The following is a 25760-nucleotide window of genomic DNA, read 5'->3' as shown; positions in this document are numbered from 1 at the left end:
GTCGCTCAGTGCGGCACTTCGGCCGGCCCCGAGGCCGCCGCGCGCTTCGGACTGCGGATCAGCAGCAGCAGCGGGATCGCCACCAGCGTGATCACCATCATGATCGCGAAGTCGTCGAGGTAGCCGACCAGCGCGCCCTGCCGCGTGACCTCGGCGTTGAGCATGGCCAGGCCCAGGGGGTTGTCGGGCGACATCATCGAAGGCAGCGTGGCCAACGCCGGATTGCCGGGCGCCACGGTGGTCGCGATCTGCGCATGGGCGGCGCTCGAGCCCTCGGTGAGCAGCGCCTGCACGATCGAGATGCCCACGCTGCTGCCGATGTTGCGCAGCAGGCTGAAGATCGGCGTGCCCTGGTTGCGCAGCCGCGGCGCCAGCGTGGCGAAGGTGGCGGTCGACAGCGGCACGAAGGTGAAGCCGATGCCCAGGCCCTGGACGAAGCCCGAGACGATGATCAGCGTGCTGTCCATCTGCAGCGTGATGCGCGTCATCTGGTAGAGCGAGAAGGCCGTGAGCCCGAAGCCCAGCGCCATGATGGCGCGCACGTCCACGCGCTGCACCAGCCGCCCCACCACCAGCATCGCGATCATGGTGCCGATGCCGCGCGGCGCCGTGACCTGCCCCGTGTAGACCACCGGATAGCCCATCAGGCCCTGCAGGAAGTTGGGCAGCAGCGCCATGGTCGCGTACAGGATCATGCCGACGATGAAGGCGAACAGCAGGCCGGTGACGAAGTTGCGGTCCTTGAGCAGGTCGCGGTCGAAGAAGGAGACGCCGCGCACGGTCCAGGTGTGGACCACGAAGAAGCAGAAGGCCACCAGCGAGGCCGCGGCCTCGAGCCGGATCTCCCACGAATCGAACCAGTCGAGCTGCTCGCCGCGGTCGAGGAACAGCTGCAGCATGCCGATCGCGAGGCTGAGGGTGACGAAGCCGAAGATGTCGAGCTTCTCGCCCTGCGGCCGGCTCTCGGGCAGGTAGCGCGCGATGCCCCAGAAGGCGAAGACGCCCACCGGCAGGTTGATGAAGAAGACCCAGCGCCAGTCGAAGTTGTCGGTGAGCCAGCCGCCCAGCAGCGGCCCGAGGATCGGCCCGACCATGATGCCCGCGCCCCAGATCGCCATCGCCTGGCCGACCTTCTCGCGCGGGTTGATGTCCAGCAGCACCGCCTGCGACAGCGGCACCAGTGCCGCGCCGAAGATGCCCTGCAGCAGCCGCGCGCCGACGATGCCCACCAGCGAGGTCGCCAGGCCGCACAGCGCCGAGGCGATGGTGAAGCCGATCACCGAGATGATGAACACGCGCCGCCGGCCCCAGTGGCCGCAGAGCCAGCCGGTGAGCGGCAGCGCGATCGCCGAGGCCACGATGTAGGAGGTCAGCACCCAGGTGATCTGGTCCTGCGAGGCCTGCAGGCTGCCCTGCATGTGCGGCAGCGCGACGTTGGCGATCGTGGTGTCGAGCGCCTGCATGATGGTCGCGAGCATGATCGAGACGGTGATCATCCCGCGGTGCGGCACCGCGGTTCCGGGCGCGGCGCTCATCGGCCTTCGCCCTCGGGGCCGTTGCCGCCCGTGATCTCGAGCAGGCTGCCGCGCACCTTGCCGAGCAGCGCCAGCAGCTGAGCGCGCTCGCCGGGCGCCAGCACCGCCATCACGCGCGCATTGAGCCCGTCGCTGAGATTGAGCGCGGCATCGAGCGCCTTCTCGGCGCTGGGCTGCAGGTGGATCAGCTTCACGCGGCGGTCGGTGGCGCTGGCCTCGCGGCGGATCCAGCCGGCCGCCTCCATGCGGTCGCACAGCCCGCCCACGGCCATCGGCGTGAGCTCCAGCCGCTGCGCGAGCTCGGCCTGCGACAGCGGCGCCTCCTCGCCTTCCATGGCCAGCACGCCGAGCAGCCGGCACTGGGCGCTGCTCAGGCCGATGCGCTCGCGCGCGAGGCGGTCGAAGGCCTCGCCGTAGCGCTTGGCCACGTCCTTCACGATGAAGCCGAAACGCTGGCTGAAGTCCCTTTTCATAAGGGACTTGATTATCTACATGTTTATTAGTTGGGCCTTAGCGGCCCGTTCTCAGAGCCAGCCCGCGCGCCGGAACCGGTAGTAGAGATAGCCGCAGGTGCCCGCGATCAGCGCCAGCGCCGTGGGGTACCCCCAGCGGAATTTCAGCTCGGGCATGAATTCGAAGTTCATGCCCCAGACGCCCGCGAAGGCGGTGCACACCGCGAAGATGCTGGCCCAGGCCGCAAGGCGCTTGGTGACCTCGCTCTCCTCGATCGTGACCATCGAGAGATTGACCTGGATCGCGGTGGCGACGGTGTCGCGCATGGCGTCGATCGAGCCGTTGATGCGCCCCAGGTGGTCGCCCACGTCGCGGAAGTACTCCTGCGAGCCCATGCAGATCTGCGGCACCCGCCCGCCGTGCAGCTTGCCGGCCGCCTCGGTCAGCGGCGCCACCGCGCGCTTGAGCACCATGCTGCGGCGCTTGAGTTCGTAGAGCTGCTTGATCTTGTCGCGCGCCGCGCCGCTTTGCGCAAAGATCTGCTGCTCGATCGACTCGAGCTCGTCCTCGAGCGCGTCGATCACCGGGAAGTAGCGGTCGACCACCGCGTCCATCAGCGCATAGAGCACGAAGCCGGCGCCGTTCTTCAGCAGCTCGGGCTCGCGTTCGCAGCGCTCGCGCACGCCGAGGAAACCCTGCCGGCTGCGGTTGCGCACCGACAGCACGTAGTTGCTGCCCACGAACACGTCGACCTCGCCCACATGGATGCACTGCTCGCCCGCGTCCGAGGGCTCGACCAGGTGCATCACCACGAACAGCGAGTTGCCGTACTCCTCGACCTTGGGCCGCTGGTGGCCGTGCTGGGCGTCTTCCACGGCCAGCGGATGCAGGCCGAACTCGAGCTGCATCACGGCCAGTTCCTCGGGCGTGGCGTCGCTGAGCGCCACCCAGACGAAGCAGCCGGGCCGCGAGATGTATTCGCTGATGCTCTCGACCGGAATGTCGGCCAGCTTGGCGCCGTTCTCGTAAGCCACGCAGTTGATCAGCATCGGCGCTCCAGGATCGCGGTTGGATTGAGGGGTGCCGATGGTGCCACGGGGCCGCGTTCCGCTGCCTGACTGCCGCGAGAGGGAGCGCAAAAGTTAAAACATCGCTACTCGCAAGCGGCCGAAGGGTTTAGTTGCGTGACTTTTTGCTCATTTCTTTCACCCGCCTACAAGTCTTACCGCGCAAAGACTGACAGGCGTTGTGCGGGCGATACACGAACATCGCTTCGCTGTCACGCAAAAGGGGGCGCCCACCAAACAGAAGAGCAGCCGCCCACAGCCATCAGGGAAGAACTCCACCCGCCCACGTGCGGGTGTTTTTTTGCCCGCTCGCATCCTCTTCCCCCCGCATCCCGCCCCACGCCGCCCACCGGCTTGCGGGTCGGCCACAATACCGGGCGCCCCGCGCCATGGCCTGGCCGGGATCCAGCGACGATGCGTCCATGCCCGAACTCTCAGACAGCACTTTCTCCAACGCCAGCAATGGCTTACGCGCCCATTCCGTGACAGATACCCCCGCCGCAGCCGCCCCCGATTACGCCGGTCATACGCCCATGATGGCGCAATACCTCCGGCTCAAAGCGGACCATCCGGACACCCTGCTCTTCTACCGGATGGGCGATTTCTACGAACTCTTCTGGGCCGACGCCGAGAAGGCCGCGCGCCTGCTCGACATCACGCTGACCCAGCGCGGCCAGTCGGCCGGGCAGCCGGTCGTGATGTGCGGCGTGCCCTTCCACTCGGTCGACACCTACCTCGGGCGGCTCATCAAGCTCGGCGAATCGGTGGCGATCTGCGAGCAGGTGGGCGAGGTCGGCGCCTCCAAGGGCCCGGTCGAGCGCAAGGTGGTGCGCGTGGTCACGCCCGGCACGCTGACCGATGCCGAGCTGCTCAACGACAAGGCCGATGCCACGCTGCTGGCGGTGCATGCCGGCACGCGCAATTTCTGCGGCCTGGCCTGGCTCAGCGTGACCGGTGCCGAGCTGCGGCTGGCCGAATGCCCGGCCGACGCGCTCGAGGCCTGGATCGCGCGCATCGCGCCGAGCGAACTGCTCTACGGCGCCGAGGTCACGCCGGCCTTCGAGCAGCGGCTCAAGGCGGCGCGCAGCGCCACGCCCTTCACGCTGTCGGTGCGGCCGGCCTGGCAGTTCGATGGCGGCCTGGGCGAACGCAAGCTCAGCGAGCAGATGGGCAGCCAGAGCCTGGCGGCCTGGAATGCCGAATCGCTGACCAACGCCCATGCGGCGGCCGCCGCGCTGCTGGGCTATGCCGAGCACACGCAGGGCCGCGCGCTGTCGCACCTGCAGCGGCTCACGGTCGAGCGCGACGGCGACCTGATCGAGCTGCCGCCCACCACGCGGCGCAACCTCGAGCTGGTGCAGACGCTGCGCGGCGAGGACTCGCCCACGCTGTTCTCGCTGCTCGACACCTGCATGACCGGCATGGGCAGCCGCCTGCTCAAGCGCTGGCTGCTGGCGCCGCGCCGCGAGCGCGGCGACGCGCAGGCGCGGCTCGAGGCCATCGGCGCGCTGCAGGCCACCGTGCTCGGCGGCGCCGGCGCGCCCTGGCGCACGCTGCGCGAGCAGCTCAAGAACACCAGCGACGTGGAACGCATCGCGGCGCGCATCGCGCTGCGCCAGGTGCGCCCGCGCGAACTGCTGGCGCTGCGGCTGGCGCTGGCCAAGGCCGAGCAGCTCGCGCCCGCCCTGCCCGGCGCCGCGGCGCTGCTGGCGCAGATCGCCGAGCGCCTGGCGCCGCCGCCGGGCTGCGCCGAGCTGCTCGCGAGCGCGATCAAGCCCGACCCGGCCGCGCTGGTGCGCGACGGCGGCGTGATCGCCACTGGCCACGACGCCGAGCTCGACGAGCTGCGCGAGATCAGCGAGAACTGCGACGACTTCCTGCTCAAGCTCGAGGTCAGCGAACGCGAGCGCACCGGCATCAGCAACCTGCGCGTGCAGTTCAACCGGGTGCACGGCTTCTACATCGAGGTGACGCAGAGCGCGCTCTCGAAGGTGCCCGACAACTACCGCCGGCGCCAGACGCTGAAGAACGCCGAGCGCTTCATCACGCCCGAGCTCAAGGCCTTCGAGGACAAGGCGCTGAGCGCGCAGGACCGCGCGCTGGCGCGCGAGAAGTGGCTCTACGAGCAGTTGCTCGACGCATTGCAGGCCTCGGTGCCCGCGCTCACGCGCCTGGCCACGGCGCTCGCCACGCTCGACGCGCTGTGCGCGCTGGCCGAGCGCTCGCACACGCTGCACTGGCGCGCGCCGAGCTTCGTCTCGCACCCATGCATCGAGATCCAGCAGGGCCGCCACCCGGTGGTCGAGGCGCGGCTGGCCGAGAAGTCCTCGGGAGGCTTCATCGCCAACGACACCCAGCTCGGCCCGCAGCAGCGCATGCAGGTCATCACCGGCCCCAACATGGGCGGCAAGTCGACCTACATGCGGCAGGTGGCGATCATCGTGCTGCTGGCCTCGATCGGCTCGCACGTGCCGGCCGCGGCCTGCCGCCTGGGGCCGATCGACGCCATCCACACCCGCATCGGCGCGGCCGACGACCTGGCCAACGCGCAGTCGACCTTCATGCTCGAGATGACCGAGGCCGCGCAGATCCTGCACGGCGCCACCGCGCAGTCGCTGGTGCTGATGGACGAGATCGGCCGCGGCACCAGCACCTTCGACGGGCTGGCGCTGGCCGCGGGCATCGCGGCCCAGCTGCACGACCGCGCCAAGGCCTTCACGCTGTTCGCCACCCACTACTTCGAGCTCACGGAATTCCCGGCCACGCACCATGGCGCGGTCAACATGCACGTGAGCGCCACCGAGGCCGGCCGCGACATCGTGTTCCTGCACGAGATGCAGCCCGGCCCGGCCAGCAAGAGCTACGGGATCCAGGTCGCGCGGCTGGCGGGCATGCCCGCGGCGGTGGTCAACCATGCGCGCCAGGCGCTGGAAGCGCTCGAGTCGCAGCATGCGCAAACTCGTGCACAGGTCGACCTGTTCGCACCGCCCCCGGCCTCCGAAACCCCCATGGTCAGCGCCGTAGAATCCGCGCTGTCCGCGCTCGACCCCGACGCGATGACCCCGCGCGAAGCCCTAGACGCGCTCTACGCCCTACAGAAACTGAATGCACGCGACCGCGGAGCCCCATGAGCAGGCACTGCTCTTGCGAGACGAAAAAATGACTTATTGCGTAGGCATCAAACTCAACGCCGGCCTGGTGTTCCTGTCCGATTCGCGCACCAACGCGGGCGTGGACCACATCAGCACCTTCCGCAAGATGATCGTCTACGAGCAGCCCGGCGACCGCGTCATGGTGCTGCTGTCCTCGGGCAACCTCAGCATCTCGCAGTCGGTGCGCGAGATCCTGCAGATCGAGGAGCTGCGCGAGACGCAGGAGAACGGCGAGCCCGGCACGCCGACCACGATCTGGAATGCCAAGAGCATGTTCGATGCCGCGCGCGTGCTCGGCTCGGCCGTGCGCCACGTCTACGACCGCGATGCCGAGGCGCTCAAGCATGCGGGCCTGGACTTCAACGTCTCGTTCATCTTCGGCGGCCAGGTCAAGGGCGAGGGCATGCGCCTGTTCCTGGTCTACGCGGCCGGCAACTTCATCGAGGCCACGACCGAGACGCCGTACTTCCAGATCGGCGAATCGAAGTACGGCAAGCCGGTGCTCGATCGCGTGCTCACGCCCGAGACCCCGCTCGACGAGGCCGCCAAGTGCGCGCTGGTGTCGATGGACTCGACCATGAAGTCCAACCTCTCGGTCGGCCTGCCGCTGGACCTCGTGGTCTACGAGGCCAACAAGCTCGAGACCGACCGCGTGATCTGCATCGACGCCGACAACCCCTACTACCGCATGGTGCACAACAGCTGGGGCCAGAAGCTGCGCGAGGTGTTCGACAGCATCGAGGACCCGGTGTGGGACGACAGCGCCACCGAGCATCCGCTGAAGATGCCGGCCACGCGGCACGGCGCGCTGCGCAAGATCTCCACGCCCGACGAAAAGCTCATCTGAACGCTGTGCCGCCGATCGTCTTCTCGCACGGCAACAGCTTTCCCGCGAGCACCTACCGCGTCGTCCTCGACAGCCTGCGCAACCGCGGCTTCGAGGTCGATGCCATCGAGAAATTCGGACACGACCCGAAGTACCCCGTCACCGACAACTGGCCGCACCTGGTCGAGCAGCTGGCCGACTTCGCGCGGCCGCGCGCCGAACGCGCGGGCGGGCCGGTGTTCCTGGTCGGCCACTCGCTCGGCGGCTTCCTGAGCCTAATGTGCGCCGCGCGGCATCCCGAACTGGCGCGCGGCGTGGTGCTGGTCGACTCGCCGATCCTCGGCGGCTGGCGCGCCAACACGCTCAACATGGTGAAGCGCACGCCGCTCATGAAGAGCATCTCGCCCGGCGCGATCAGCCGCCGGCGCCGCAACAGCTGGGAGCACCGCGAGGCGGTGTTCGAGCATTTCCGCAGCAAGAAGGCCTTCGCGAAGTGGGACGAGCAGGTGCTGCACGACTACATCGACCACGGCACCTTCGATAGCGAGGACACGCGCGCGCTGAGCTTCGACCGCGACGTCGAGACCGCCATCTACAACACGCTGCCGCACAACCTCGGCGCGCTGCTGCGCAGCCATCCGCTCAAGTGCAAGGCCGCCTTCATCGGCGGGCGCCAGTCGGCCGAGATGAAGCGCGTGGGCATGGCGATGACGCAGCAGGTGACCAAGGGCCGCATCGCGATGCTCGACGGCACGCACCTGTTTCCAATGGAGAAGCCGCTGGCCACGGCGGCTGCGATCGAGGCGGCGCTGCGCAACCTGATGGGCTGACAGGGCCTCAGCGAAAGCGCGCCCGGTAGTCGAGCGGCGGCACGCCGAAGCGCCGCTGGAACGCGCGCCGCATGATCTCCTCCGAACCGAAGCCGCAGCGCTGCGCCACCGCCTTGATGCTGGCGCCCGACGACTCGAGCAGCCGCGTCGCGCGGTCCAGCCGCATGCGTTCGACCGCATGCGCGGGCGTGACGCCGGTGCGCTGCAGGTAGAAGCGCGCGAAGGTGCGCGGCGCCATCGCCATGCGGTCGGCCAGCCGCGCCACGTCGAGCGTCTCGTGCAGGTGCTCGTCGATCCAGCCATGCAGCGACTCGACGCGCGGGTCCTCGGCCTCCTGCGCGAGCAGCGCGCTGCTGAACTGCGACTGCCCGCCCGGGCGCTTGTAGAACACCACCAGCTTCTTCGCCACGCCGATGGCGATGGCGCGGCCGAGGTCGGCCTCGACCATGCCCAGCGCCATGTCGATGCCGGCCGTGACGCCGGCCGAGGTCCAGCGGCGGCCGTCGCGGAAGTAGATCGCGTCGCGCTGCACCTCGATGCGCGGGAAGGCCGCGCCCAGCGCATCGCAGGCGCCCCAGTGGGTGGCGGCGCGGCAGCCGTCGAGCAGGCCCGCGCGGCCCAGCACGAAGGCGCCGGTGCAGACCGAGGCGACGCGGTCGAAGCGCGCGCCATGGCGGCGCAGCCAGGCCTCGGCGGCCTCGGTGCCGCCACCGCCCACTTGCGTCGAAGGGTTCCAGGCGGCTGGGCCGCCGGGCGCGACCACGGTGCTGGTGCCCGCCTCGGCATGGCGCACGCGCGCGGGCCAGGCCTCGGCCTGCACCGCGAGCCCGCTTGAGCTGGCCACCGGCCCCGCCTGCGCGGCCAGCACGCGCGTGCGGTAGACCGGCGCGCGGCCCGCGAGCCGCAGCTCGTCGTTGGCGGTGGCGAACACCTGCAGCGGACCCGACACGTCGAGCAGCTGGAAGCGCTCGAACACCACGAACCAGACGGGCAGGATCGACATGGAGACGTTGCCTTCGCGAAGGAGAAAGACGCAGCAGAACCGAAGCCGGCGGGCCGCGCCAGGGCTGGCAGGAATGATGGGGCAATTGTCTCGAATGCCAGCCTGTCGCTTCCTAGACTGGGCCGATCCCCAACCTCGACACCTGGAGTCTCCCCATGAAGATCGGCATGCTCGTCTTTCCCGACATCACCGCGACCGACTACGTCGCGCCCGCGGACCTGCTGGTGCGCATTCCCGGCGCCAGCCTCTCGCTGGTGTGGAAGCACACCGACCCGATCCGCACCGAGCTCGGCTGGGAGTTCCGCGCCACGCAGGCGATGGCCGACTGTCCGCAGTTCGACATGCTCGTGGTGCCCGGCGGCCCCGGCGTCGCGGCGCTGTTCGAGGACCGCGAGACGGTCGACTTCCTCGCGCGCCAGGGCCGCGGCGCGCGCTGGGTGGTCGGCATCTGCACCGGCCCGCTGCTGCTGGGCGTGGCCGGCCTGCTCGAGGGCTACGAGGCCACCTGCCACTGGGCCTCGCACGAACTGCTGGCGATGGTCGGTGCGACGCCGCGCGACCAGCGCGTGGTGGTCGACCGCAACCGCATCACCGGCGCCGGCGTGACCTCGGGCATCGACTGCGCGCTGCGCGCGATCGCGCAGGCCACCGACGACGACACGGCGCGCGCGATCCAGCTGTTCGCCGAATACGACCCGCAGCCGCCGTTCGACAGCGGCGCGCCGGCCAAGGCGCCGGCCCACATCGTCGAGGCGGCGCGCGCGCGCGTGGCCGGCGTGGTGGCCGAGCGGCGCGCGATCCTGGCGCGCATCGGGCGCACGGCCCCGGTGGCCGCCTGAAACGAAGGAGGACTGCATGACCACGTCCCTGCCCCGCCGCTCGGCATTGGCCCTCGGCGCCGGCCTGCTGGCCGCGCCCTTCCTGCGCGCGCGGGCCGAAGGCAACCCGATCCGCATCCTCGTCGGCTACGCGGCCGGCGGCCCGGCCGACATCGCCGCGCGCATCGTGGCCGAGAAGCTCGCGCTGCAGCTGCAGCAGCCGGTGGTGGTCGACAACCGGCCCGGCGCCGGCGGCCAGCTCGCGGCGATCGCGCTCAAGGCCGCGCCGGCCGACGGCTCGGCGCTGATGCTGACCAACACCCACACGGTGGCGACGGTGCCGCTGACGGTGAAGAACCCGGGCTTCTCGACCACGCGCGACTTCCGGCCCGTGGGCAGCGTCGCCACCTTCGAGCTCGCGCTCGCAACGAATCCCGCGACCACCAACGCCTCGAACCTCGCGGCCTTCGGGCGCTGGCTGGCCACGCACCGCGGCGACGCCGCCATCGGCGTGCCGGCCGCGGCCAGCGCGCCCGAATTCATGGCGAGCCGGATCGCGCGCCACTTCCAGGTCGAGAGCCTGCCCGTGCCCTACAAGGGCTCGGCGCCGATGCTGCCCGACCTGCTCGGCGGCACGCTGCACGGCGCGATCACCAGCGTGTCGGACTTCCTGCCCTACCACCGCAGCGGCCGGTTGCGCATCCTCGCGTCGACGCGGCGCACGCCGCTGCTGCCCGAGGTGCCGTCGTTCGAGGAAGCCGGCCTGCCCGGCATGGAGCTCACCGAGCTGCTGGGCCTCTACGCGGGCGCCGGCGTGCCCGAGGCCACGGTGGCGCGCTACAACGCCGCGCTGGCGCAGGTGCTGGCGCAGCCCGAGGTGGTGGAGAAGTTCAGGGGCCTCGACATGACGACCGTGCCCGGCACGCCGGCCGACCAGGGCGAGCGGCTCGCGAAGATCGACCGCATGCTCGGGCAGCTCGTGAAGGATTCGGGCTTCAAGCTCTGAGTCAGACGTCCGCGGGCTCGCAGCGCACCGCGTCGCCCGCGCGCAGCGGGCCGCCCGCGAGCACGCGCGCGGTCAGCCCGCCGTGGCCGCGCATCGCGTTGTAGCCGCCCGGGCCCAGCAGCTCCTCCATGCGCGAGCAGGGCTCGCAGGGGCCCGTGATCTCGAGCCGCACCGAGTCGCCGAGCCGCAGCACCAGCGGCTGGTCGCGGAACAGCGAGCGCGCGGCGATCAGGTTCAGGCCCGACACCACGAGGTTGCGCCGCAGCAGCGCGGCGTCGATGGCCGCATGGCCGGCCAGCGCGGCGATCGCGCCCAGGTGCTCGGCCTGGATCAGCGTGACCTGGCGCTTGCCGCCGGGTTTGGCCGCACTCGCGCGGTCGCCTTCCAGTCCCAGGCCCGCAAGCGCCTGCGCGCCCTCGACGGCTTGCACCGGCACGCGCCGCGCGGGCCGCAGGTAGACGGCCTCGAGGCGGCCGGCGCGCGGAAACTGGCGCATGAGTTCACGAAGGTCGGGCATGCGCGCGATTGTCCGTGGCACCGGCGGGCGCCAGCAAAACCACGGCGGCGATACAAATTGCAATAACTGGCGACAATCCAGGGAAAACGCCCCGCCGCCATGTCCACGTCCCTTCCGGAAACCCCCGAACCCGTGTCGCTGACCCCCGCGCTGGTGGTCGAGGACGATCCGGCCATGCAGCAGCGGCTGGCCTACGTGCTCGGCACGCTCGGCTGCACCGCGCCGCAGATCGCCTGGGCCGACAGCGTGGCCTCGGCACGGGCGCTGCTGGCCGAACGCAGCTTCGGCGTGGCGCTGGTCGACATCGGGCTGCCCGACGGCAGCGGCGTCGACCTGATCGGCTGGCTGCAACAGCACCACCCGCGACTGCCGGCGGTGGTGATCTCGGCCTACCGCACCGAGGAAACCATTTTCGCGGCGCTGCGCGCGGGCGCCATCGGCTATCTGCTCAAGGAGCGCGACGACCTCGAGCTCAGCATCGCGCTGCGCAGCATCGAGCAGGGCGGCGCGCCGATCGATCCCGCGATCGCGCGGCGCATCCTGGGCTGGCTCACGCACCAGCCGAACGCCGCGCCCGCGACCATGCCCGCGCCGTTGCCGATCCCGGCCATGACCGCCGACACCCAGCCCGGCGAGCTGCTTCCCGCTTCGGGCCTCGCGCCGCGCAAGGAGGAAGCGCCCGCCGCCGCGCTGCTGAGCCGGCGCGAGCACCGCATCCTCGAACTGGTGTCGCAGGGCCTCAGCAACCGCGACATGGCCGAAATGCTCTCGATCTCCCGATTGACCGTGGAATGCCACACCAAGAACATCTACCGCAAGCTGGCCGTCGGATCGCGCACCGAGGCGGTCTACCAGGCGCGGCTGCACGGGCTGCTGCGCTGAGCTTGCTGCACCGCCTGGCCGCGGCGCTGGCGCTGCTGCTGTGCGCGCATGGCGCGCTGGCCCAGGACTTCCCCGCGCTGCGCATCGAGGCCGTGCGCGCCGCCGGCTGGAACGACACGCGTCCGCCCGAGGACGGCTGGGAGCCGGTCGCCGCCCTGCCCGACAACTGGGCCGACCGCTGGAGCGGCTTCGACGGCGTGGCCTGGTACCGGCTGCGCTGGGAACAGCCGGCCGAACCGCGCGAGACCGGCCTGCTGCTGCACTACCTCAACATGGCCGGCGCCGTGTACCTCAACGGCACGCCGATCTCGCGCGACGCCAGCCTGGTCGAGCCGCTCACGCGGGCCTGGAACACGCCGCGCTACTGGCTGCTGGCGCCGCCGCTGCTGCGCGCGGGCACCAACACCCTGCTGGTGCGCGTCTCCGGGCTCGCGGTCTACCAGGCCGGGCTGGGGCCCGTCGTGGTCGGGCCGCCGGCCGTGCTGCAGGCCACCTACGAACGCGAGCGCGTGGTGCGGCGCGACCTGCAGGTGCTGGGCCTCGCGGTCAGCGCGGCGGTGTCGGCCTTCTTCGCGGCGCTGTGGCTGCTGCGGCGGCGCGAAACGGCCTATGGCTGGTTCGCGCTGATGTCGATGCTGTGGCTGCTGTTCGGCTACAACCAGATCGCCACCAGCCCCTGGCCCTTCGCCACCACTTCGGCCTGGCAGGCGCTCAACACCTCGCTGCTGCTGGTCTTCAGCACCGCCTACGCGGTGTTCGCGCTGCGCTTCTGCGACCGCCGCATGCCGCTGCTCGAGGGCGCCTCGCTGCTGGCGGCGGCGGTCGGCGTGCTCGACCTGTGGCTGGCCGCGCCCGCGGCGCTGCCGCTGCACCGCGCGATCTGGACGCTGGTCGGCGGGCTGACGATCATCGTGGTCAACAGCGCCGCCATCGTCCATGCCTGGCGCCACCGCGGCAGCCCGATGCGCTCGCTCGCGCCCTTCATGGCGGTGTCGGCGCTCACCGGCGCGCACGACCTGCTGGTGTTCACCCAGGTGATCGACAGCAACATCTACTACACCACCATGTCGTCCTACGTGCTGCTGCTGGGCATGGCGCTGACGCAGGCCGGGCGCTTCGTGCAGAGCCTGCGCCGGATCGAGAACTTCAACACCGAGCTGATCCAGGAAGTGAATGCGGCCAAGGACGAGCTCGCGGCCACGCTGTCGCAGCGCCATGCGCTGGAGCTCGCGCATGCGCGCATCGGCGAGCGCGTGAACCTCGCGAGCGACCTGCACGACGGCCTGGGCGGCATGCTGGTGGGCAGCATCGCGACGCTGGAGCGCACGCCCGAGCACCTGAGCGCGCCGCAGCTGCTGGCCATGCTCAAGCGGCTGCGCGACGACCTGCGGCTGATCATCGACGCCAACGGCCGCGACGACGGCGCGCATGCGCTCGCCGACCTGGTGGCGCCGCTGCGGCATCGGCTCACGCAATTGCTCGAGGCCAACGGCATCGAATGCCGCTGGCGCGTGGAAGGCCTGCAGGCGCTGACGCTCGCGCCCTCGCAGAACCTCGACCTGCTGCGCTTCCTGCAGGAGGCGCTGACCAACGTGCTGCGCCACAGCGGCGCGCGGCGGGTCGACGTGTCGCTGGTGGAAGAGAGCGGCCAGCTGCGGCTGGAGGTGCGCGACGATGGCCGCGGCTTCGAGCCCGAGGCGCCGCCGCGGCCCGAGGGCACCGGCCTGCGCAGCCTGCGCACGCGGGCGCGGCGGCTGGGCGGGGCCTTCGAGATCGCCTCGGCGCCCGGCGCGACGCGCGTCGGGCTGCGGATGCCCGTCGGCGCGACCTGAGGGCGAAGGCTAGAGCCTTACTCGGCCCAAACGATCCAGCCCTGCCAGGCGGTGACCAGGATCAGGATGCCGAAGGCAATGCGGTACCAGGCGAACGGGATGAAGCTGTGCGAGCTGATGTAGCGCAGCAGCCAGCGCACGCACAGCCAGGCGCTCAGGAACGAGAACAGCAGGCCGACCGCGAACAGCGGGATGTCGGCCACCGACAGCAGCGAGCGCACCTTGTAGAGGCTGTAGACGCCGGCGCCGATCAGCGTCGGGATCGCGAGGAAGAACGAGAAGTCGGTGGCCGCCTGGCGCGACAGCCCCAGCAGCATGCCGCCGATAATGGTGGAACCGCTGCGGCTGGTGCCCGGCACCATCGCGAAGCACTGCACCAGGCCGACCTTGAGGGCGTCCCAGGGCGTCATGTCGTCGACGTTCTCGACCCGCACCGAGCCCGGCGGCCGCTTCTCGGCCCACAGGATGATGAAGCCACCGATGATGAAGGTGCTGGCCACCACGGCCGGCGTGAACAGGTGTTCCTTGATCACCTTGCCGAACAGCAGGCCCAGCACCACCGCGGGCAGGAAGCCGATCAGCACGTTGAGCGCGAAGCGCTGCGCCTTGGCCTGGCGCGGGAGCGCCACCACGGTCGAGCGGATCTTCTGCCAATAGACCATGATCACCGCGAAGATCGCGCCGGTCTGGATCGCGATCTCGAACACCTTGCCGCGCTCGTCATCGAAGCCGCCGAGCAGCGAGCCCGCAAGAATCAGGTGGCCGGTCGACGAGATCGGGAGAAATTCGGTCAGCCCCTCCACGATGCCCATGACGGCGGCCTTGACCAACAGAACGATATCCAACGCGTACTCCTTGAAAGAGCGGCAATTATCGCGAGGGAGCCGGTCAGGTCCGGTTCAGGCTCCGGAGGGTCGCGGGTGCCGGTCTCCGGCCGATTTTCGTATCGTTCTATGACATACCTAGTTTGGGGGATGGCGCCTACCGCCGGGCACGGTCACAGTCCAACCGCGCCGACGCCCCACGCCGGCGGCCAACCGAAGGACATTGCATGCTCGCCCCCGCGCCCGAGCGCGAAAAAGACGCCGACGAACACCTGCTGTGCCTCGAAGAGCACGCGTCGACCGCCGACGACCATGCGGCGCATGCGCGCCACGATGCGCGCCGCCGCGAAGCCGAACGCCAGGCCGCGCTGTGCCGCGCCGCCCGCGCCACGGGCGCCTCGACCGGCGAACTCGAACGGCTCGCGCGCTGCCTCGGCGAGATCGACCGCTGCGGCCGCGGCGCCACGCTGGTGGCCGAGGGCCAGGTCGCGGCCGACCGGCTGTCGCAGCGGCTGCAGCCGCTGGACCTGGAAGACGGCCACATGGCCTGGCAGATGGCCGGCGCCGCCGAATACATCGAACGCGGCCTGACGCAGGCGCTCGACCCCGCCCACGACCACAAGTGGTATGCGCGCTGGCAGCTCTGGAGCTTCCTGCTCGGCGGTGCCGATGCCGCCCATGCGCTGGCGCTGCAGGGCCTGGCGCTGCGGCCCTGCGGCCCGCGCGACCCGCAGGCCGACCTCACGGCGCGCGCGCGCCGCATCCTCGAGAGCTGGCGCCGCACCTCGGGCCCGTACTTCTGGAGCGCGATGGAGGACTGCGTGCGGCAGCAGGGCTTCTCGCTCGAGACCCAGGCCTACCTGATGCACGCGGTGGCGACGCTGTTCGACGGCGACCCGATGAAGCTCTCGAACGCCGAGTGCGAGCGCCTCAACGAGCTGCTGGTCGAGACCTACTGCGATGCGCTGGGCACCAGCGGCGCCATGCCCTCGGCCGAGATCTACCGCCGCATGGCCGCCGGCCTGCAGGCCGTGGACCGCGAGACCGGCCGGATGCGCACGCTCGGCCGCAGCGACGCGGCGCAGATCGCGGCCACCGCGATCTACACCCTGCTGCGCGGCGACCGTTCAGCCTGAGGTGCGCCGGCGCAGCGCGCGCACCGCGCTGTCGACCGTGGTCAGCACCGGCAGCCCCGAGGCCCGTTCGCAGGCCGCGCGTGCGCGGGCCATGCTGAACTGCGCGAGCGCGATGTGGCTGCAGCCCTGCGCGCGCAAGGCCTCGGCCTGCCTGGCGATCGACGCATCGTGCCGCTCCCCGTCACCCGCATTCAGCGCCTCGAGCGCCCCTTCGGCGAGTGCCGGCACCAGCGCGATGCCGCTCGGGAACTCGGGCGGCATCGAGGCCAGCGTAGGCGCGAAGGTGGCGATCAGCCCGAGCCGCGCGCCAGGGCCGGCCTCGCGCAGCACCTGCACCGCCTCCTCCACCATCGCCTCGTTGGGCTTGAGCACCGGCAACGCCGCATGGCGCCGCGCCACCGCCTCGATGCAGGAACCGAAGGCCGAGCAGGTGAAGAGGATGCCGTCGGCGCCGGTGTCGACCGCGTACTGCGCGAGCCGCTGGAAGCGCTCGTGCATGGCCGCGTCGAGCCCGCGCCCGTCGCGCGCGAGATCGGCCGACAGGCTGTCGTCGAGCAGGTTCATGCGCAGCGCCTGCGGCCAGTCGCGCGCGAAGGCGTCGTTGATGGGCGCGACCGAATGCGCGAGCGCGTGGATCAAGGCGATGCGGGTCATGGGGACGTGATGCGGCTCAGATGCCCTTCGACGAGGGATTGGCGAAGGCTTCCTTCGTCTCGGCGTTGAGCGGGTAGTTGATGTTGATGCCCTTGGGCGGAATGGGCGAGGTGAACCACTTGCCGTAGAGCGTCTCCATCTCGCCGGACTTCATCATGCCCGAGACCACGCGGTCGACGATGGCCTTGAACACGGGGTCGTCCTTGCGGAACATCAGCGACTGGTTCTCGGTGCGCAGGCTCTCGCCGGTGATCAGGAAGTCCTTCGGGTTGCGCGCATTCGCGAGCTGGCCGGCCAGCAGGATGTCGTCGAGCACGAAGGCCTGCGCGCGGCCGCTCTCCACCAGCAGGAAGGAATCGCTGTGGTCCTTGCCGCCGAGGCTCGTGACCTCGAGGTTCTTGCCCTTGTCGGCCTCGCGCAGCAGCCGGAACGAGGTGGTGCCGGTGGTGGTCACCACCGTCTTGCCCTGCAGGTCGGCGATGCTCTTGATGCCCGAATCGGCCTTCACCAGCATGCGCACGTTGTAGCGGAAGATGTCCGGAGAGAAGGCCACCAGCTTCTGGCGCTCGACCAGGTTGGTGGTGGAGCCGCACTCGATGTCGACCGTGCCGTTCTGCACCAGCGGGATGCGGTTGGCCGAGGTCACGGCCTGGTAGCGGATCTCGATCGCCGGCATCTTGAGTTCGCTCTTCACCGCCTCCACGATGCGCTTGCAGATCTCGATGCTGTAGCCCACGGGCTTGAGGTTGGCATCGAGGTACGAGAAGCCGAACGAGGACTCGCGGTAGCCGAAGGTGATGGCGCCGCTGGCCTTGATCTTGGCGAGGGTGTCGCTCTCCTGCGCGCTCGCGCAGAGCGCGGGCAGCACGAGGGCGGCAGCGAGCAGGAAGGAAAACGGCAGGCGTGGCTTGGGCATGGAGGTGCTCCTCGAGGCGGTGGGTGGAAGAAAAAGGGAAGGAAGAAGCGCAGGCTCAGCCCGCGGCGCGGCACGTGACCGCGTCGATGGCATCCGCGAGCCGCGCGGCGATCTCGCGCAGCTCGTCGCGCGTGGCGACGAAGGGCGGCGCGAGCAGCACGTGGTCGCCCTGGCGGCCGTCGACCGTGCCGCCGAAGGGATAGCACAGCAGCCCACGAGCCATCGCCTCCTTCTTGACGGCCGCATGCAGCTTCAGCGCGGGATCGAAAGGCGTCTTGCCCGCGCGCTCGGCCACGAGCTCGAGGCCCCAGAAGAAGCCGCGGCCGCGGATGTCGCCCACGTGCGGATGGGCGCCGAGCGCGTCGGCCAGCATCGCGCCGAAGGCCGTTCCGTCCTCGCGCACCTTCGCGACCAGGCCCTCGCGCCGGATCGTCTGCTGCACCGCGAGCGCGGCGGCGCAGGCCATCGGATGGCCGAGGTAGGTGTGGCCATGCTGGAAGAAGCCGCTGCCCTGCGACATCGCCTCGACCACCCTGCGCTGCGCGAGCACCGCACCCACCGGCTGGTAGCCGCCGCCCAGGCCCTTGGCGATGGTCATCAGGTCGGGCACCACGCCCTCCTGCTCGCAGGCATGCAAGCTGCCGGTGCGGCCCATGCCGCACATCACCTCGTCGAGGATCAGCAGCACGCCGTACTTGTCGCAGACCGCGCGCACCGCCTGGAAGTAGCCCGGCACCGGCACCAGCACGCCGGCGGTGGCACCGCCCACGGTCTCGGCGACGAAGGCGATCACGCGGTCGGCACCCTGCGCGAGGATCGCGGCCTCGAGCTCGTTCGCAAGCCGTTGACCGTACTGCGCCGGGCTCTCGTCGGCGCGCTGCTCGCGGTACGGATAGCAGGGCGACACGTGCGTGGCCGGCACCAGGATCGGCGCGAAGGGCTCGCGCCGCCAGGCGTTGCCGCCGACCGCGAGCGCGCCCAGCGTGTTGCCGTGGTAGCTCTGGCGCCGCGCGATGAAGTGGGTGCGCTGCGGCTGGCCGATCTCCACGAAGTACTGGCGCGCCATCTTGAGCGCCGCCTCCACCGCCTCGGAACCGCCGCTCACGAGGTAGGCATGGCTCATGCCTTCGGGCGCCGCGCCGATCAGCTCGTCGGCCAGGCGCTCGGCCACCTCGCTGGTGAAGAAGCTGGTGTGGGCATAGGCCAGCCGGTCGATCTGCGCATGCATCGTGGCCAGCACCTCGGGATGCGCATGGCCCAGCGAGGACACGGCCGCGCCGCCCGAGGCATCGAGGTACTCGCGGCCCTCGGCGTCGCGGATGTAGAGGCCGTGCGAGCCCGTGGCGACGGGCGGGGTCTGGCGGAGATGGCGGTGGAAGACGTGCGTCATGGCGTGAGGACAGGCGGATGGGTTTGGAACCAACGTTTCGGGCGAATTATTTCTTGGAACATTTGTTCCGTCAACTGTTCCGCTCGTTTCACCCGTTCCAGCCGCGGCCCGGAACAGCGGGCGCGCCTCCGGTACATTCGTTCCAACGCCAGAGACCAAGAGGAACGACGCCATGGGCGCCAGAGACCAGATCCGCCAGCGCTTCGACGACCTGAGCCCCGCGCTGCAGCAGGTGGCGCGCTACGTGCTCGACCATCCGAACGAGGTGGTCACGGGCTCGATGCGCGGCATCGGCACGCGCGCGCAGAGCACGCCTGCCACGCTGGTGCGCTTCGCCCAGACGCTGGGCTTCGACGGCTGGCCGCAGCTCAAGGCCGCCTTCGCCACCGACATGGGCCTGGGCGCCGAGGCCTACGGCGCGCGCGCCCAGCAGTTGGTGGGCCGCGCGCGCGACCGCGGCCTGACCGGCGAGATGTTCGAGGTGCAGCGCCGCAACCTCGAGACCACGCAGCTGCAGAGCGAAGCGGCGTTGCAGAAGGTCTGCGCGCTGATGGAGAAGGCGCCGGCGGTGCATGCGGCGGGCTTTCGCGCCTGCTACCCGATCGCCTTCTCCTTCGTCTACGTGTACCGGCTCTTTCGCGGCAGTGTGCACCTGGTCGACGGCCAGGGCGGCACGCTCGAGATGCAGCAGCGCGCCTTCGGGCGCGGCGACGTGGTGCTGATCGCGAGCTTCGCGCCCTACTCGCGCGAGGCGCTGCAGGTGGCCGAGGCCGCCAAGGCCGCGGGCAGCCGCATCGTGGCGCTGACCGACAGCCTCGGCTCGCCGCTCTCGCTGCGCGCCGACGAGACCCTGCTGTTCACCATCCACAGCCCCTCGTTCTTTCCCTCGGTGGCCGCCGGCGTGGCCGTGGCCGAGGCGCTGGTCGAGCTGCTCGCGAGCCGCGCGGGCAAGGCCGTGATCCGGCGCATCGACCAGGCCGAGGCGCAGCTGTTCGAGTCGGGGGCCTACCTGGTGCCGCCGGTGGCGCGCGGCGGCTGATCGCGCGGAACCCCTGGCGAGGCCGGGCAGTCCAACCCCGGTCGCGGTCGCGCGTCCTGCTGTTGCCGCGACAGGAGGTAAAGACCATGAAGCAAGTGAAGCATTGGCAAGACCCGGTCAACGCCGTCCTCGGCGTCTGGCTGATCGTCTCGCCCTGGGTCCTGGGCTTCCAGGGCCACACGCTCGCCATGTGGGGCGCGATCGGTACCGGCCTCGTGCTCGGTGCCGTGGCACTGGGCGCGACCTTCGTGCCGCAGGCCTGGGAGGAGTGGACCGAGGTCGCGCTCGCGGTCTGGCTCGCGGTGTCGCCGTGGGTGCTGGGCTTCGGCGGGCTCGAGGTGGCGCTGGTCAACGCGGTGCTCGTGGCCGCGGCGATCCTGGTGCTGGCGCTGTGGGTGCTGGTGACCGACAAGGACTACCTGGGCGGCATGACGGACCGCCCGGCCCATTGAGGCCCTGAAGGTCCTTTCCCGAACGCCGCCGGCCGCCGGATCAATTGCGGCGCGGCGGCGACTCCAGGGACGCGCGCGATGCCGCGTGCGTCCGCGACCTTTCCCCGACTCGACTTGCCGACGCGATCAGCGCGTGGCCGGCTGCGTGCCCGCGTCCGCGAGCCACTCGGCCTGCCAGCCGCCGCCGAGCGCCTGGATCAGCGCGATCGCCGACGACTGGCGGTTGACCTGCAGTTGCACCAGCGAACGCCGCGCATTGAGCGCGGCGACCTGCGCGGTCACGACCTCGGTGTAGCTGACCTGCGCCGCGCGGTAGCGGTTGAGCAGTTGCTGCTCGGTCTTGTCGGCCGCGGCCGAGGCTTCGCGCCGCAGGCCTTCCTGCTGGGCCAGCGTGGCACCCGCGCTGAGCTGGTCCTCGACTGCCTGGAAGGCCGTCAGCACGGTCTGGCGGTAGCGCGCCACGGCCGCTTCGTGGCCGGCCTTGGCCGAATCGACGTTGGCGCCGATGGCGCCCGCGTCGAACACCACCTGCGCCACCGACAGCCCGAGCGCCCACAGCGTGTTCGAGGCATTGAACAGGTCCTTGACCTTGCTCGCGTTGCTGCCCACCGAGGCATTGAGGCCGAAGTTCGGGAAGTAGGCCGCGCGCGCGATGCCGATCTGCGCATTGGCCGCGGCCACCGAGCGCTCGGCCGCCGCGATGTCGGGACGGCGCTGCAGCAGCGTCGAGGGCACGCCGGTCGGCACGCCCGGCACCGTCGGCGTCCACTTCGCGGCCGCCAGGCTGAAGTCGGCCGGCGCCGCGCCCACCAGCACCGCGATCGCATGCTCGTAGGTGGCGCGCGTGCGCTGCAGGCCGACGCGGTCGGCGCGCGCGTTCACGAGCTGGGTCTGCGCCTGCAGCACGTCGGTCTGCGCGGCGATGCCGGCCTGGTAGCGGTTGTTGGTGATCTCGTAGGCGCGCTGGTAGCCCTCGATGGTCTCGTCGAGCAGCACCATCTCGGCATCGGCCTCGCGCAGCGAGAAGTAGTTGGTGGCCAGTTCGCCCACCGCCGACAGCCGCGCCGCCGCGAGGTCGGCCTCGCTGGCCTGCGCATTGGCCTGCGCGCTGCTGACGGCCGCGCGCAGCCGGCCCCAGACATCGGGGGACCAGTCGGCCGCGAGCGTGGCCGAGAAGCCGTTCGAGGCATTGCTGTCGCCGCCGATGTTGCCGCTGCGCTTGCCGTTGCCGCTCAGCGAGACCGAGGGGAACAGCGCCGCGCGCTCGCCGCGCACCAGCGCCTGGGCCTGCGCGTAGTTGGCGACCGCGGCCGCGATGTTCTGGTTCGACACCTGCACCCGGCCCGCGAGCTCGTCGAGCACCGGGTCGCCGAAGAGCTTCCACCATTCGCCGCGCTCGAGCGTGTCGGCCGGCGCGGCCGGCAGCCAGCCCTCGGCGGTCTTCTGTTCCTTCCAGCCCGCGGGCGACACGGCGGCCGGCACCTGGTAGGCCGGGCCGACGGCGCAGCCCGCGAGCAGCGCGGCGAGCGTCGCGGCCAGCGCGATGCGCTGCGGAAAGAAGGGAGTCTGGAACAGGGAGGCGGGCATTCTTCGAACGGCGCGTGCGGGCCGTGGTGTCTTTGTCGTTGCGGTCATGGCTGGACCTCCATGGTGCGGCTCAGGTGGCTCTCGTCGGCGCCGCGGCGGCGCAGCTTGTCGAGCAGCAGGTAGACCACCGGCGTGGTGAGCAGGGTCAGCACCTGGCTGGCGATCAGCCCGCCGATGATCGCCACGCCCAGCGGCCGGCGCAGCTCGGCGCCCTCGCCGAAGCCGATCGCCAGCGGCAGCGCGCCGAGCGCGGCCGCCATGGTGGTCATGAGGATCGGGCGGAAGCGCAGCAGGCAGGCCTCGCGCACCGCTTCCAGCGGACTCAGGCCGCGCGAGCGCTCGGCCTCGAGCGCGAAGTCGATGATCAGGATGGCGTTCTTCTTCACGATGCCGATCAGCAGGAACACGCCGATCAGCGCGATGATGGAGAACTCCATGCGGAACATCAGCAGCGCCAGCACCGCGCCCACGCCTGCCGAGGGCAGCGTCGACAGCACGGTGATCGGGTGCACCAGGCTCTCGTAGAGGATGCCCAGCACGATGTAGATGACGACCAGCGCGGCCAGGATCAGCATCGCCTGCTGGCCCTGCGACTGCTGCGCCGCGAGCGCCGTGCCCGCGAAGGCGCCGCGCACGTTGATCGGCATCGCGATGTTGGCCTCGGCCTTGGCGATCGCCTCGCGCGCGTCGCCGAGGTTGGCGCCCTCGGCCAGGTTGAACGAGATCGTGGTCGCGAGCTCGCCGTCCTCGTGGCTCACCGAGGTCGCGACTGAACGCTCGACGAACTTCGCCACCGAGGACAGCGGCACCAGCGTGGTCGGCGTGTTGCTCAGCACGTTGCCGGTGGAGGCGTTGCGCGAGCCCGCGTTGGCCGACACCGGCACCGTGGGCGTGGTGCTCGAGGCGGTCGACGCGGTACCGGTCTTCGAGCCCGTGGCCGTGTTGCTGGTGGCCACCGAGGTCGACTGGTTGGTCGTGCCGTTGGCCGCCACCTGCGTGGTCACGGTCTGGCCCGCCACCACCGAGGTGCGCGTGGCCGGCACGTAGACGTCGCGCAGCGCATTCGGGCTGCGCGTGTAGCGCGGCGCCCACTCCATCACCACGTGGTACTGGTTGAGCTCGGTGTAGATGGTCGCCACCTGGCGCTGGCCGAAGGCGTTGTAGAGCGCGTTGTCCACCGCCTGCGAGGTCAGGCCGAGCCGGCGCGCGCTGTCGGGGTCGACCTCGGCCACCGTCTCCACGCCGTTCTGGTCCTGGTCGGTGTCGATGTCCGTGAGGTTCGGCTGCAGCCGCAGCTCGTCGGCCAGCTTGCCGGCCCAGGTGCGCAGGTCGGCCAGGTTGTCGCTCTTGAGCGTGTACTGATAGGTGGAGTTGCTCGAGCGCCCGCCCGAGCGCACGTCCTGCACCGGGCTCAGGAACACGCGCAGGCCGGTCACCTGGTTGAGCTGCGGGCGCAGCCGCGCAATCACCGCGAGGCCGCTCTCGGTGCGCTGGTTCGCGGGCTTGAGGTTGACGAACATGAAGCCGCCGCCCGCGCGCGAGCCGCCGATGAAGCCCGTGACCGTGTCGACCGCGGGGTCGCGCCGGATGATGTCGACCACCTCGCGCAGCTTGGCCGCGAGCGCCTGCGAGGAGATGCTCTGGTCGGCGCGCAGGCCGCCGTTGAGCTGGCCGCTGTCCTGCTGCGGGAAGAAGCCCTTGGGCGCCGCGCTGAACAGGTAGACGTTGAGCCCGATCACCGCCAGCAGGATCAACGCCACCAGCGCCTTGCTGCCGAGCGCCCAGTCGAGGCTGACCTCGTAGCGCTTGAGCACCCACTCGTAGCCGCGTTCCGACCAGCGCGCGAAGCGGCCCGGCGGCCGAGTCTTGTCGGCCTCGCCGCCGCGCTTGAGCAGCCAGGCGCACATCATCGGCGTGGTGGTCAGCGAGATGACCAGCGAGATCATCACCGCCGCCGACAGCGTGACCGCGAACTCGCGGAACAGCCGCCCGACCTGGCCGCCCATGAACAGCAGCGGGATGAACACCGCCACCAGCGACACGCTGATCGACAGCACCGTGAAGCCCACTTCCTTGGCGCCGAGCAGCGCGGCCTTCATGCGCGTCATGCCGGCCTCGATGTGGCGGCTGGTGTTCTCGAGCACCACGATCGCGTCGTCGACCACGAAGCCCGTGGCCACCGTGAGCGCCATCAGGCTCAGGTTGTTGAGGCTGAAGCCCAGCAGGTACATCACGCCGAAGGTGCCGAGTAGCGCGACCACCGTGGCCACGGCAGGCACGACGGTGGCGCGCGCGCTGCGCAGGAACAGGCTGACCACCAGCACCACCAGCAGCACCGAGGCCACCAGCGTGAATTCCACTTCGTGCAGCGAGGCGCGGATCGAGCTGGTGCTGTCGGAGGCCACGCGCAGCTCGACGTCGGGCGGCAGCTGCGACTGCAGCTCGGGCAGCAGCGCGCGCACGCCATCGACCGTCTCGATGATGTTGGCCGAGGGCTGGCGCGTGATCAGCACGATCACCGCCGGTTCGCCGTTGAACAGGCCCAGCGTGCGCGTGTCCTCCACGCCGTCGTAGACCTCGGCCACGTCGGCCAGCCGCACCGCCGCGCCGTTGCGCCAGGCCACCAGCATCGAGGCGTAGTCGCTCGCGCGCAGCGCCGGCGTCTGGGTATAGACCTGCAGCTTGCGCCCCTCGCCCTGCACCATGCCCTTGGGCCGGTTCGCGTTCGAGGCCTGGATCGCGGCACGCACGTCCTCGGTGCTGATGCCGTAGCGGTTGAGCGCGAACGGCAGCAGCTCGATGCGCACGGCCGGCAGCGAGCCGCCGCCGATCTCCACGTCGCCCACCCCGTCGACCTGCGACAGCCGCTGGCTCACGATGTTCGACACGGCGTCGTAGATCTGGCCCGGCGTCTTGGTCTTCGAGGTCAGCGCCAGGATGATGACCGGCGACGAGGCCGGGTTGGCCTTGCGGTAGGTCGGGTTGCTGCGCAGGGTGGCGGGCAGGTCGACGCGGCTCGCGTTGATCGCGGCCTGCACTTCGCGCGCGGCGCCGTCGATGTTGCGGCTGAGGTCGAACTGCAGGGTGACGCGGGTGGAGCCGACCGAGCTGGTCGAGGTCATCTCGTTGACGCCGGCGATGGTGCCCAGGTGGCGTTCGAGGGGCGTGGCGACGCTCGTGGCCATGGTCTCGGGGCTGGCGCCCGGGATGGAGGCGCGGACCGAGATGACGGGGTAGTCGACTTGCGGGAGCGGGGAGACCGGGAGGACGAAGAAGGCTGCGATGCCTGCCAGGGCTATGCCGATGGTGAGGAGGACTGTGCCTATGGGGCGGCGGACGAAGGGGCGGGAGAGATTCATCTCTTGCCTCCTTCTTTGATTCCCTGCTTTGGTGTGTTGGCTTGCTGCCGGTCTGCCTCTTGCAGAGGGCGTTGGCCGGGTCTCGCCCCGGCGGGCGACTCACTTTCTTTGTCTCGCCAAAGAAAGTAAGCAAAGAAAGGCGACCCCACTGTCTGCGACCCTCCGCTTCGCTGCGGGCAACCTGCGGTGCTCGCGTTTCGCGGGGTCTCGCAGAACTCGCTTCGCTCAAACAGCTGCGAGCCCTGATCCGCGAAACGCTGCGCTCCTCGGCGCAGCCAGAGGGGATCAGAGTCAACGCGCCATGGCGCGTCCTTGTGTGGGGTGTAGGGACGCGCAGGCCCTGGACCTTTCACCACGGCCGAGCGAAGCGAAGGCCCGAAGGGCTTTGGAGGCCGAGCGCAGCGATGGCCCGAACCACTCCCCTCTGGCTGTGCCGAGGAGCGCAGGCGTAGGCGGGATAAGGGCCGCAGCTGTCTGAGCGG

Annotated in this window: 21 protein-coding genes; 10 read left to right on the top strand and 11 right to left on the bottom strand. The window is 70.5% G+C overall.

Annotated elements, in window-relative coordinates:
- Positions 1–5: 5 nt before the first annotated feature.
- The 3 genes from AC07RV_RS27975 to corA are packed head-to-tail and all read right to left on the bottom strand — an operon-like array spanning position 6 to position 3037.
- Complete coding sequence (locus AC07RV_RS27975) at positions 6–1535, bottom strand: DHA2 family efflux MFS transporter permease subunit (protein ID WP_296776172.1); 1530 nt, start codon at positions 1533–1535, stop codon at positions 6–8.
- A complete protein-coding gene (locus AC07RV_RS27970) occupies positions 1532–2008 on the bottom strand; it encodes a MarR family winged helix-turn-helix transcriptional regulator (protein ID WP_296776174.1) in 477 nt (158 codons plus the stop codon). Before AC07RV_RS27970 ends, AC07RV_RS27975 begins: the two co-directional genes overlap by 4 nt.
- 51 nt (positions 2009–2059) lie before the next feature.
- Complete coding sequence (corA, locus tag AC07RV_RS27965) at positions 2060–3037, bottom strand: magnesium/cobalt transporter CorA (RefSeq protein ID WP_093339635.1); 978 nt, start codon at positions 3035–3037, stop codon at positions 2060–2062.
- Between the two features lie 554 nt (positions 3038–3591).
- Between corA and mutS the strand changes: the two genes are divergently transcribed.
- Genes mutS through AC07RV_RS27950 form a run of 3 tightly spaced genes read left to right on the top strand, consistent with a single transcriptional unit; the run spans position 3592 to position 7863 of the window.
- Complete coding sequence (gene mutS / locus AC07RV_RS27960; protein ID WP_492714610.1) at positions 3592–6186, top strand: DNA mismatch repair protein MutS; 2595 nt, start codon at positions 3592–3594, stop codon at positions 6184–6186.
- Between the two features lie 28 nt (positions 6187–6214).
- Positions 6215–7054, top strand: coding sequence for a proteasome-type protease (locus AC07RV_RS27955; RefSeq protein ID WP_057592829.1), 840 nt, complete (start codon positions 6215–6217; stop codon positions 7052–7054).
- 5 nt (positions 7055–7059) lie between these two features.
- Complete coding sequence (locus AC07RV_RS27950; protein WP_057592830.1) at positions 7060–7863, top strand: alpha/beta fold hydrolase; 804 nt, start codon at positions 7060–7062, stop codon at positions 7861–7863.
- Positions 7864–7870: 7 nt separating this feature from the next.
- Here AC07RV_RS27950 and AC07RV_RS27945 read toward each other — a convergent pair whose 3' ends face one another.
- Positions 7871–8866 (bottom strand): GlxA family transcriptional regulator, encoded by a 996-nt coding sequence (locus tag AC07RV_RS27945; protein ID WP_296776183.1) that lies wholly within the window; start codon positions 8864–8866, stop codon positions 7871–7873.
- Between the two features lie 155 nt (positions 8867–9021).
- Here AC07RV_RS27945 and AC07RV_RS27940 point away from each other — a divergent pair, with 155 nt between their 5' ends.
- Positions 9022–9705 (top strand): DJ-1/PfpI family protein, encoded by a 684-nt coding sequence (locus AC07RV_RS27940; protein ID WP_093339809.1) that lies wholly within the window; start codon positions 9022–9024, stop codon positions 9703–9705.
- A gap of 16 nt (positions 9706–9721) precedes the next feature.
- Positions 9722–10690 (top strand): tripartite tricarboxylate transporter substrate-binding protein, encoded by a 969-nt coding sequence (locus AC07RV_RS27935; protein ID WP_296776187.1) that lies wholly within the window; start codon positions 9722–9724, stop codon positions 10688–10690.
- Position 10691: 1 nt separating this feature from the next.
- Here AC07RV_RS27935 and AC07RV_RS27930 read toward each other — a convergent pair whose 3' ends face one another.
- Complete coding sequence (locus AC07RV_RS27930) at positions 10692–11207, bottom strand: MOSC domain-containing protein (RefSeq protein WP_296776190.1); 516 nt, start codon at positions 11205–11207, stop codon at positions 10692–10694.
- Between the two features lie 99 nt (positions 11208–11306).
- Here AC07RV_RS27930 and AC07RV_RS27925 point away from each other — a divergent pair, with 99 nt between their 5' ends.
- On the top strand, positions 11307–12089 hold the full coding sequence (locus tag AC07RV_RS27925; RefSeq protein WP_296776191.1) for a response regulator transcription factor: 783 nt from the start codon (positions 11307–11309) through the stop codon (positions 12087–12089).
- 2 nt (positions 12090–12091) lie between these two features.
- Positions 12092–13921, top strand: a complete 1830-nt coding sequence (locus tag AC07RV_RS27920; RefSeq protein WP_296776193.1) for a sensor histidine kinase — start codon at positions 12092–12094, stop codon at positions 13919–13921.
- A gap of 17 nt (positions 13922–13938) precedes the next feature.
- Here AC07RV_RS27920 and AC07RV_RS27915 read toward each other — a convergent pair whose 3' ends face one another.
- Positions 13939–14766: an undecaprenyl-diphosphate phosphatase gene (locus tag AC07RV_RS27915; RefSeq protein ID WP_093339823.1), complete on the bottom strand. Its 828-nt coding sequence runs from the start codon at positions 14764–14766 to the stop codon at positions 13939–13941.
- 206 nt (positions 14767–14972) lie between these two features.
- On the opposite strand from AC07RV_RS27915, the gene AC07RV_RS27910 reads away from it, so the two are divergent.
- The gene (locus AC07RV_RS27910) at positions 14973–15881 is read left to right on the top strand and encodes a hypothetical protein (RefSeq protein ID WP_296776195.1); all 909 of its coding nucleotides are present in this window, start codon (positions 14973–14975) and stop codon (positions 15879–15881) included.
- On the opposite strand, the gene AC07RV_RS27905 is transcribed toward AC07RV_RS27910, so the two are convergent.
- Genes AC07RV_RS27905 through AC07RV_RS27895 form a run of 3 tightly spaced genes read right to left on the bottom strand, consistent with a single transcriptional unit; the run spans position 15873 to position 18841 of the window.
- Entirely contained in the window at positions 15873–16535 is a 663-nt protein-coding gene (locus AC07RV_RS27905) for an aspartate/glutamate racemase family protein (RefSeq protein WP_296776197.1), read from the bottom strand. The genes AC07RV_RS27910 and AC07RV_RS27905 overlap by 9 nt on opposite strands.
- A 16-nt stretch (positions 16536–16551) precedes the next feature.
- Positions 16552–17451, bottom strand: coding sequence for an amino acid ABC transporter substrate-binding protein (locus tag AC07RV_RS27900; RefSeq protein ID WP_296776200.1), 900 nt, complete (start codon positions 17449–17451; stop codon positions 16552–16554).
- 55 nt (positions 17452–17506) lie between these two features.
- Entirely contained in the window at positions 17507–18841 is a 1335-nt protein-coding gene (locus AC07RV_RS27895; protein WP_296776203.1) for an aspartate aminotransferase family protein, read from the bottom strand.
- A 172-nt stretch (positions 18842–19013) separates the two neighbouring features.
- Between AC07RV_RS27895 and AC07RV_RS27890 the strand changes: the two genes are divergently transcribed.
- Positions 19014–19880 (top strand): MurR/RpiR family transcriptional regulator, encoded by an 867-nt coding sequence (locus AC07RV_RS27890; RefSeq protein ID WP_296776205.1) that lies wholly within the window; start codon positions 19014–19016, stop codon positions 19878–19880.
- Positions 19881–19966: 86 nt separating this feature from the next.
- Complete coding sequence (locus tag AC07RV_RS27885; protein WP_208510630.1) at positions 19967–20332, top strand: SPW repeat protein; 366 nt, start codon at positions 19967–19969, stop codon at positions 20330–20332.
- A 126-nt stretch (positions 20333–20458) separates the two neighbouring features.
- On the opposite strand, the gene AC07RV_RS27880 is transcribed toward AC07RV_RS27885, so the two are convergent.
- Entirely contained in the window at positions 20459–21919 is a 1461-nt protein-coding gene (locus tag AC07RV_RS27880) for an efflux transporter outer membrane subunit (RefSeq protein ID WP_296776224.1), read from the bottom strand.
- A gap of 44 nt (positions 21920–21963) precedes the next feature.
- Positions 21964–25278, bottom strand: coding sequence for an efflux RND transporter permease subunit (locus tag AC07RV_RS27875; protein ID WP_296776209.1), 3315 nt, complete (start codon positions 25276–25278; stop codon positions 21964–21966).
- Between the last annotated feature and the right edge of the window lie 482 nt (positions 25279–25760).

Source organism: Variovorax sp. GW821-FHT09B01, from assembly GCF_059418345.1.
The sequence above is the reverse complement of the archived record's forward strand: the minus strand, read 5'-3'. Positions and strand labels throughout refer to the sequence as shown.

Excerpts from the sequence above, each read along its gene's own strand:
- AC07RV_RS27905 (WP_296776197.1), bottom strand. The coding sequence starts at position 16,535 with ATGACCCGCATCGCCTTGATCCACGCGCTCGCGCATTCGGTCGCGCCC.
- mutS (WP_492714610.1), top strand. The coding sequence starts at position 3,592 with ATGGCGCAATACCTCCGGCTCAAAGCGGACCATCCGGACACCCTGCTC.
- AC07RV_RS27975 (WP_296776172.1), bottom strand. The coding sequence starts at position 1,535 with ATGAGCGCCGCGCCCGGAACCGCGGTGCCGCACCGCGGGATGATCACC.
- AC07RV_RS27970 (WP_296776174.1), bottom strand. The coding sequence starts at position 2,008 with ATGAAAAGGGACTTCAGCCAGCGTTTCGGCTTCATCGTGAAGGACGTG.
- AC07RV_RS27930 (WP_296776190.1), bottom strand. The coding sequence starts at position 11,207 with ATGCCCGACCTTCGTGAACTCATGCGCCAGTTTCCGCGCGCCGGCCGC.
- AC07RV_RS27885 (WP_208510630.1), top strand. The coding sequence starts at position 19,967 with ATGAAGCAAGTGAAGCATTGGCAAGACCCGGTCAACGCCGTCCTCGGC.
- corA (WP_093339635.1), bottom strand. The coding sequence starts at position 3,037 with ATGCTGATCAACTGCGTGGCTTACGAGAACGGCGCCAAGCTGGCCGAC.
- AC07RV_RS27910 (WP_296776195.1), top strand. The coding sequence starts at position 14,973 with ATGCTCGCCCCCGCGCCCGAGCGCGAAAAAGACGCCGACGAACACCTG.
- AC07RV_RS27925 (WP_296776191.1), top strand. The coding sequence starts at position 11,307 with ATGTCCACGTCCCTTCCGGAAACCCCCGAACCCGTGTCGCTGACCCCC.
- AC07RV_RS27940 (WP_093339809.1), top strand. The coding sequence starts at position 9,022 with ATGAAGATCGGCATGCTCGTCTTTCCCGACATCACCGCGACCGACTAC.
- AC07RV_RS27900 (WP_296776200.1), bottom strand. The coding sequence starts at position 17,451 with ATGCCCAAGCCACGCCTGCCGTTTTCCTTCCTGCTCGCTGCCGCCCTC.
- AC07RV_RS27955 (WP_057592829.1), top strand. The coding sequence starts at position 6,215 with ATGACTTATTGCGTAGGCATCAAACTCAACGCCGGCCTGGTGTTCCTG.
- AC07RV_RS27875 (WP_296776209.1), bottom strand. The coding sequence starts at position 25,278 with ATGAATCTCTCCCGCCCCTTCGTCCGCCGCCCCATAGGCACAGTCCTC.
- AC07RV_RS27935 (WP_296776187.1), top strand. The coding sequence starts at position 9,722 with ATGACCACGTCCCTGCCCCGCCGCTCGGCATTGGCCCTCGGCGCCGGC.
- AC07RV_RS27945 (WP_296776183.1), bottom strand. The coding sequence starts at position 8,866 with ATGTCGATCCTGCCCGTCTGGTTCGTGGTGTTCGAGCGCTTCCAGCTG.
- AC07RV_RS27895 (WP_296776203.1), bottom strand. The coding sequence starts at position 18,841 with ATGACGCACGTCTTCCACCGCCATCTCCGCCAGACCCCGCCCGTCGCC.
- AC07RV_RS27890 (WP_296776205.1), top strand. The coding sequence starts at position 19,014 with ATGGGCGCCAGAGACCAGATCCGCCAGCGCTTCGACGACCTGAGCCCC.
- AC07RV_RS27880 (WP_296776224.1), bottom strand. The coding sequence starts at position 21,919 with ATGCCCGCCTCCCTGTTCCAGACTCCCTTCTTTCCGCAGCGCATCGCG.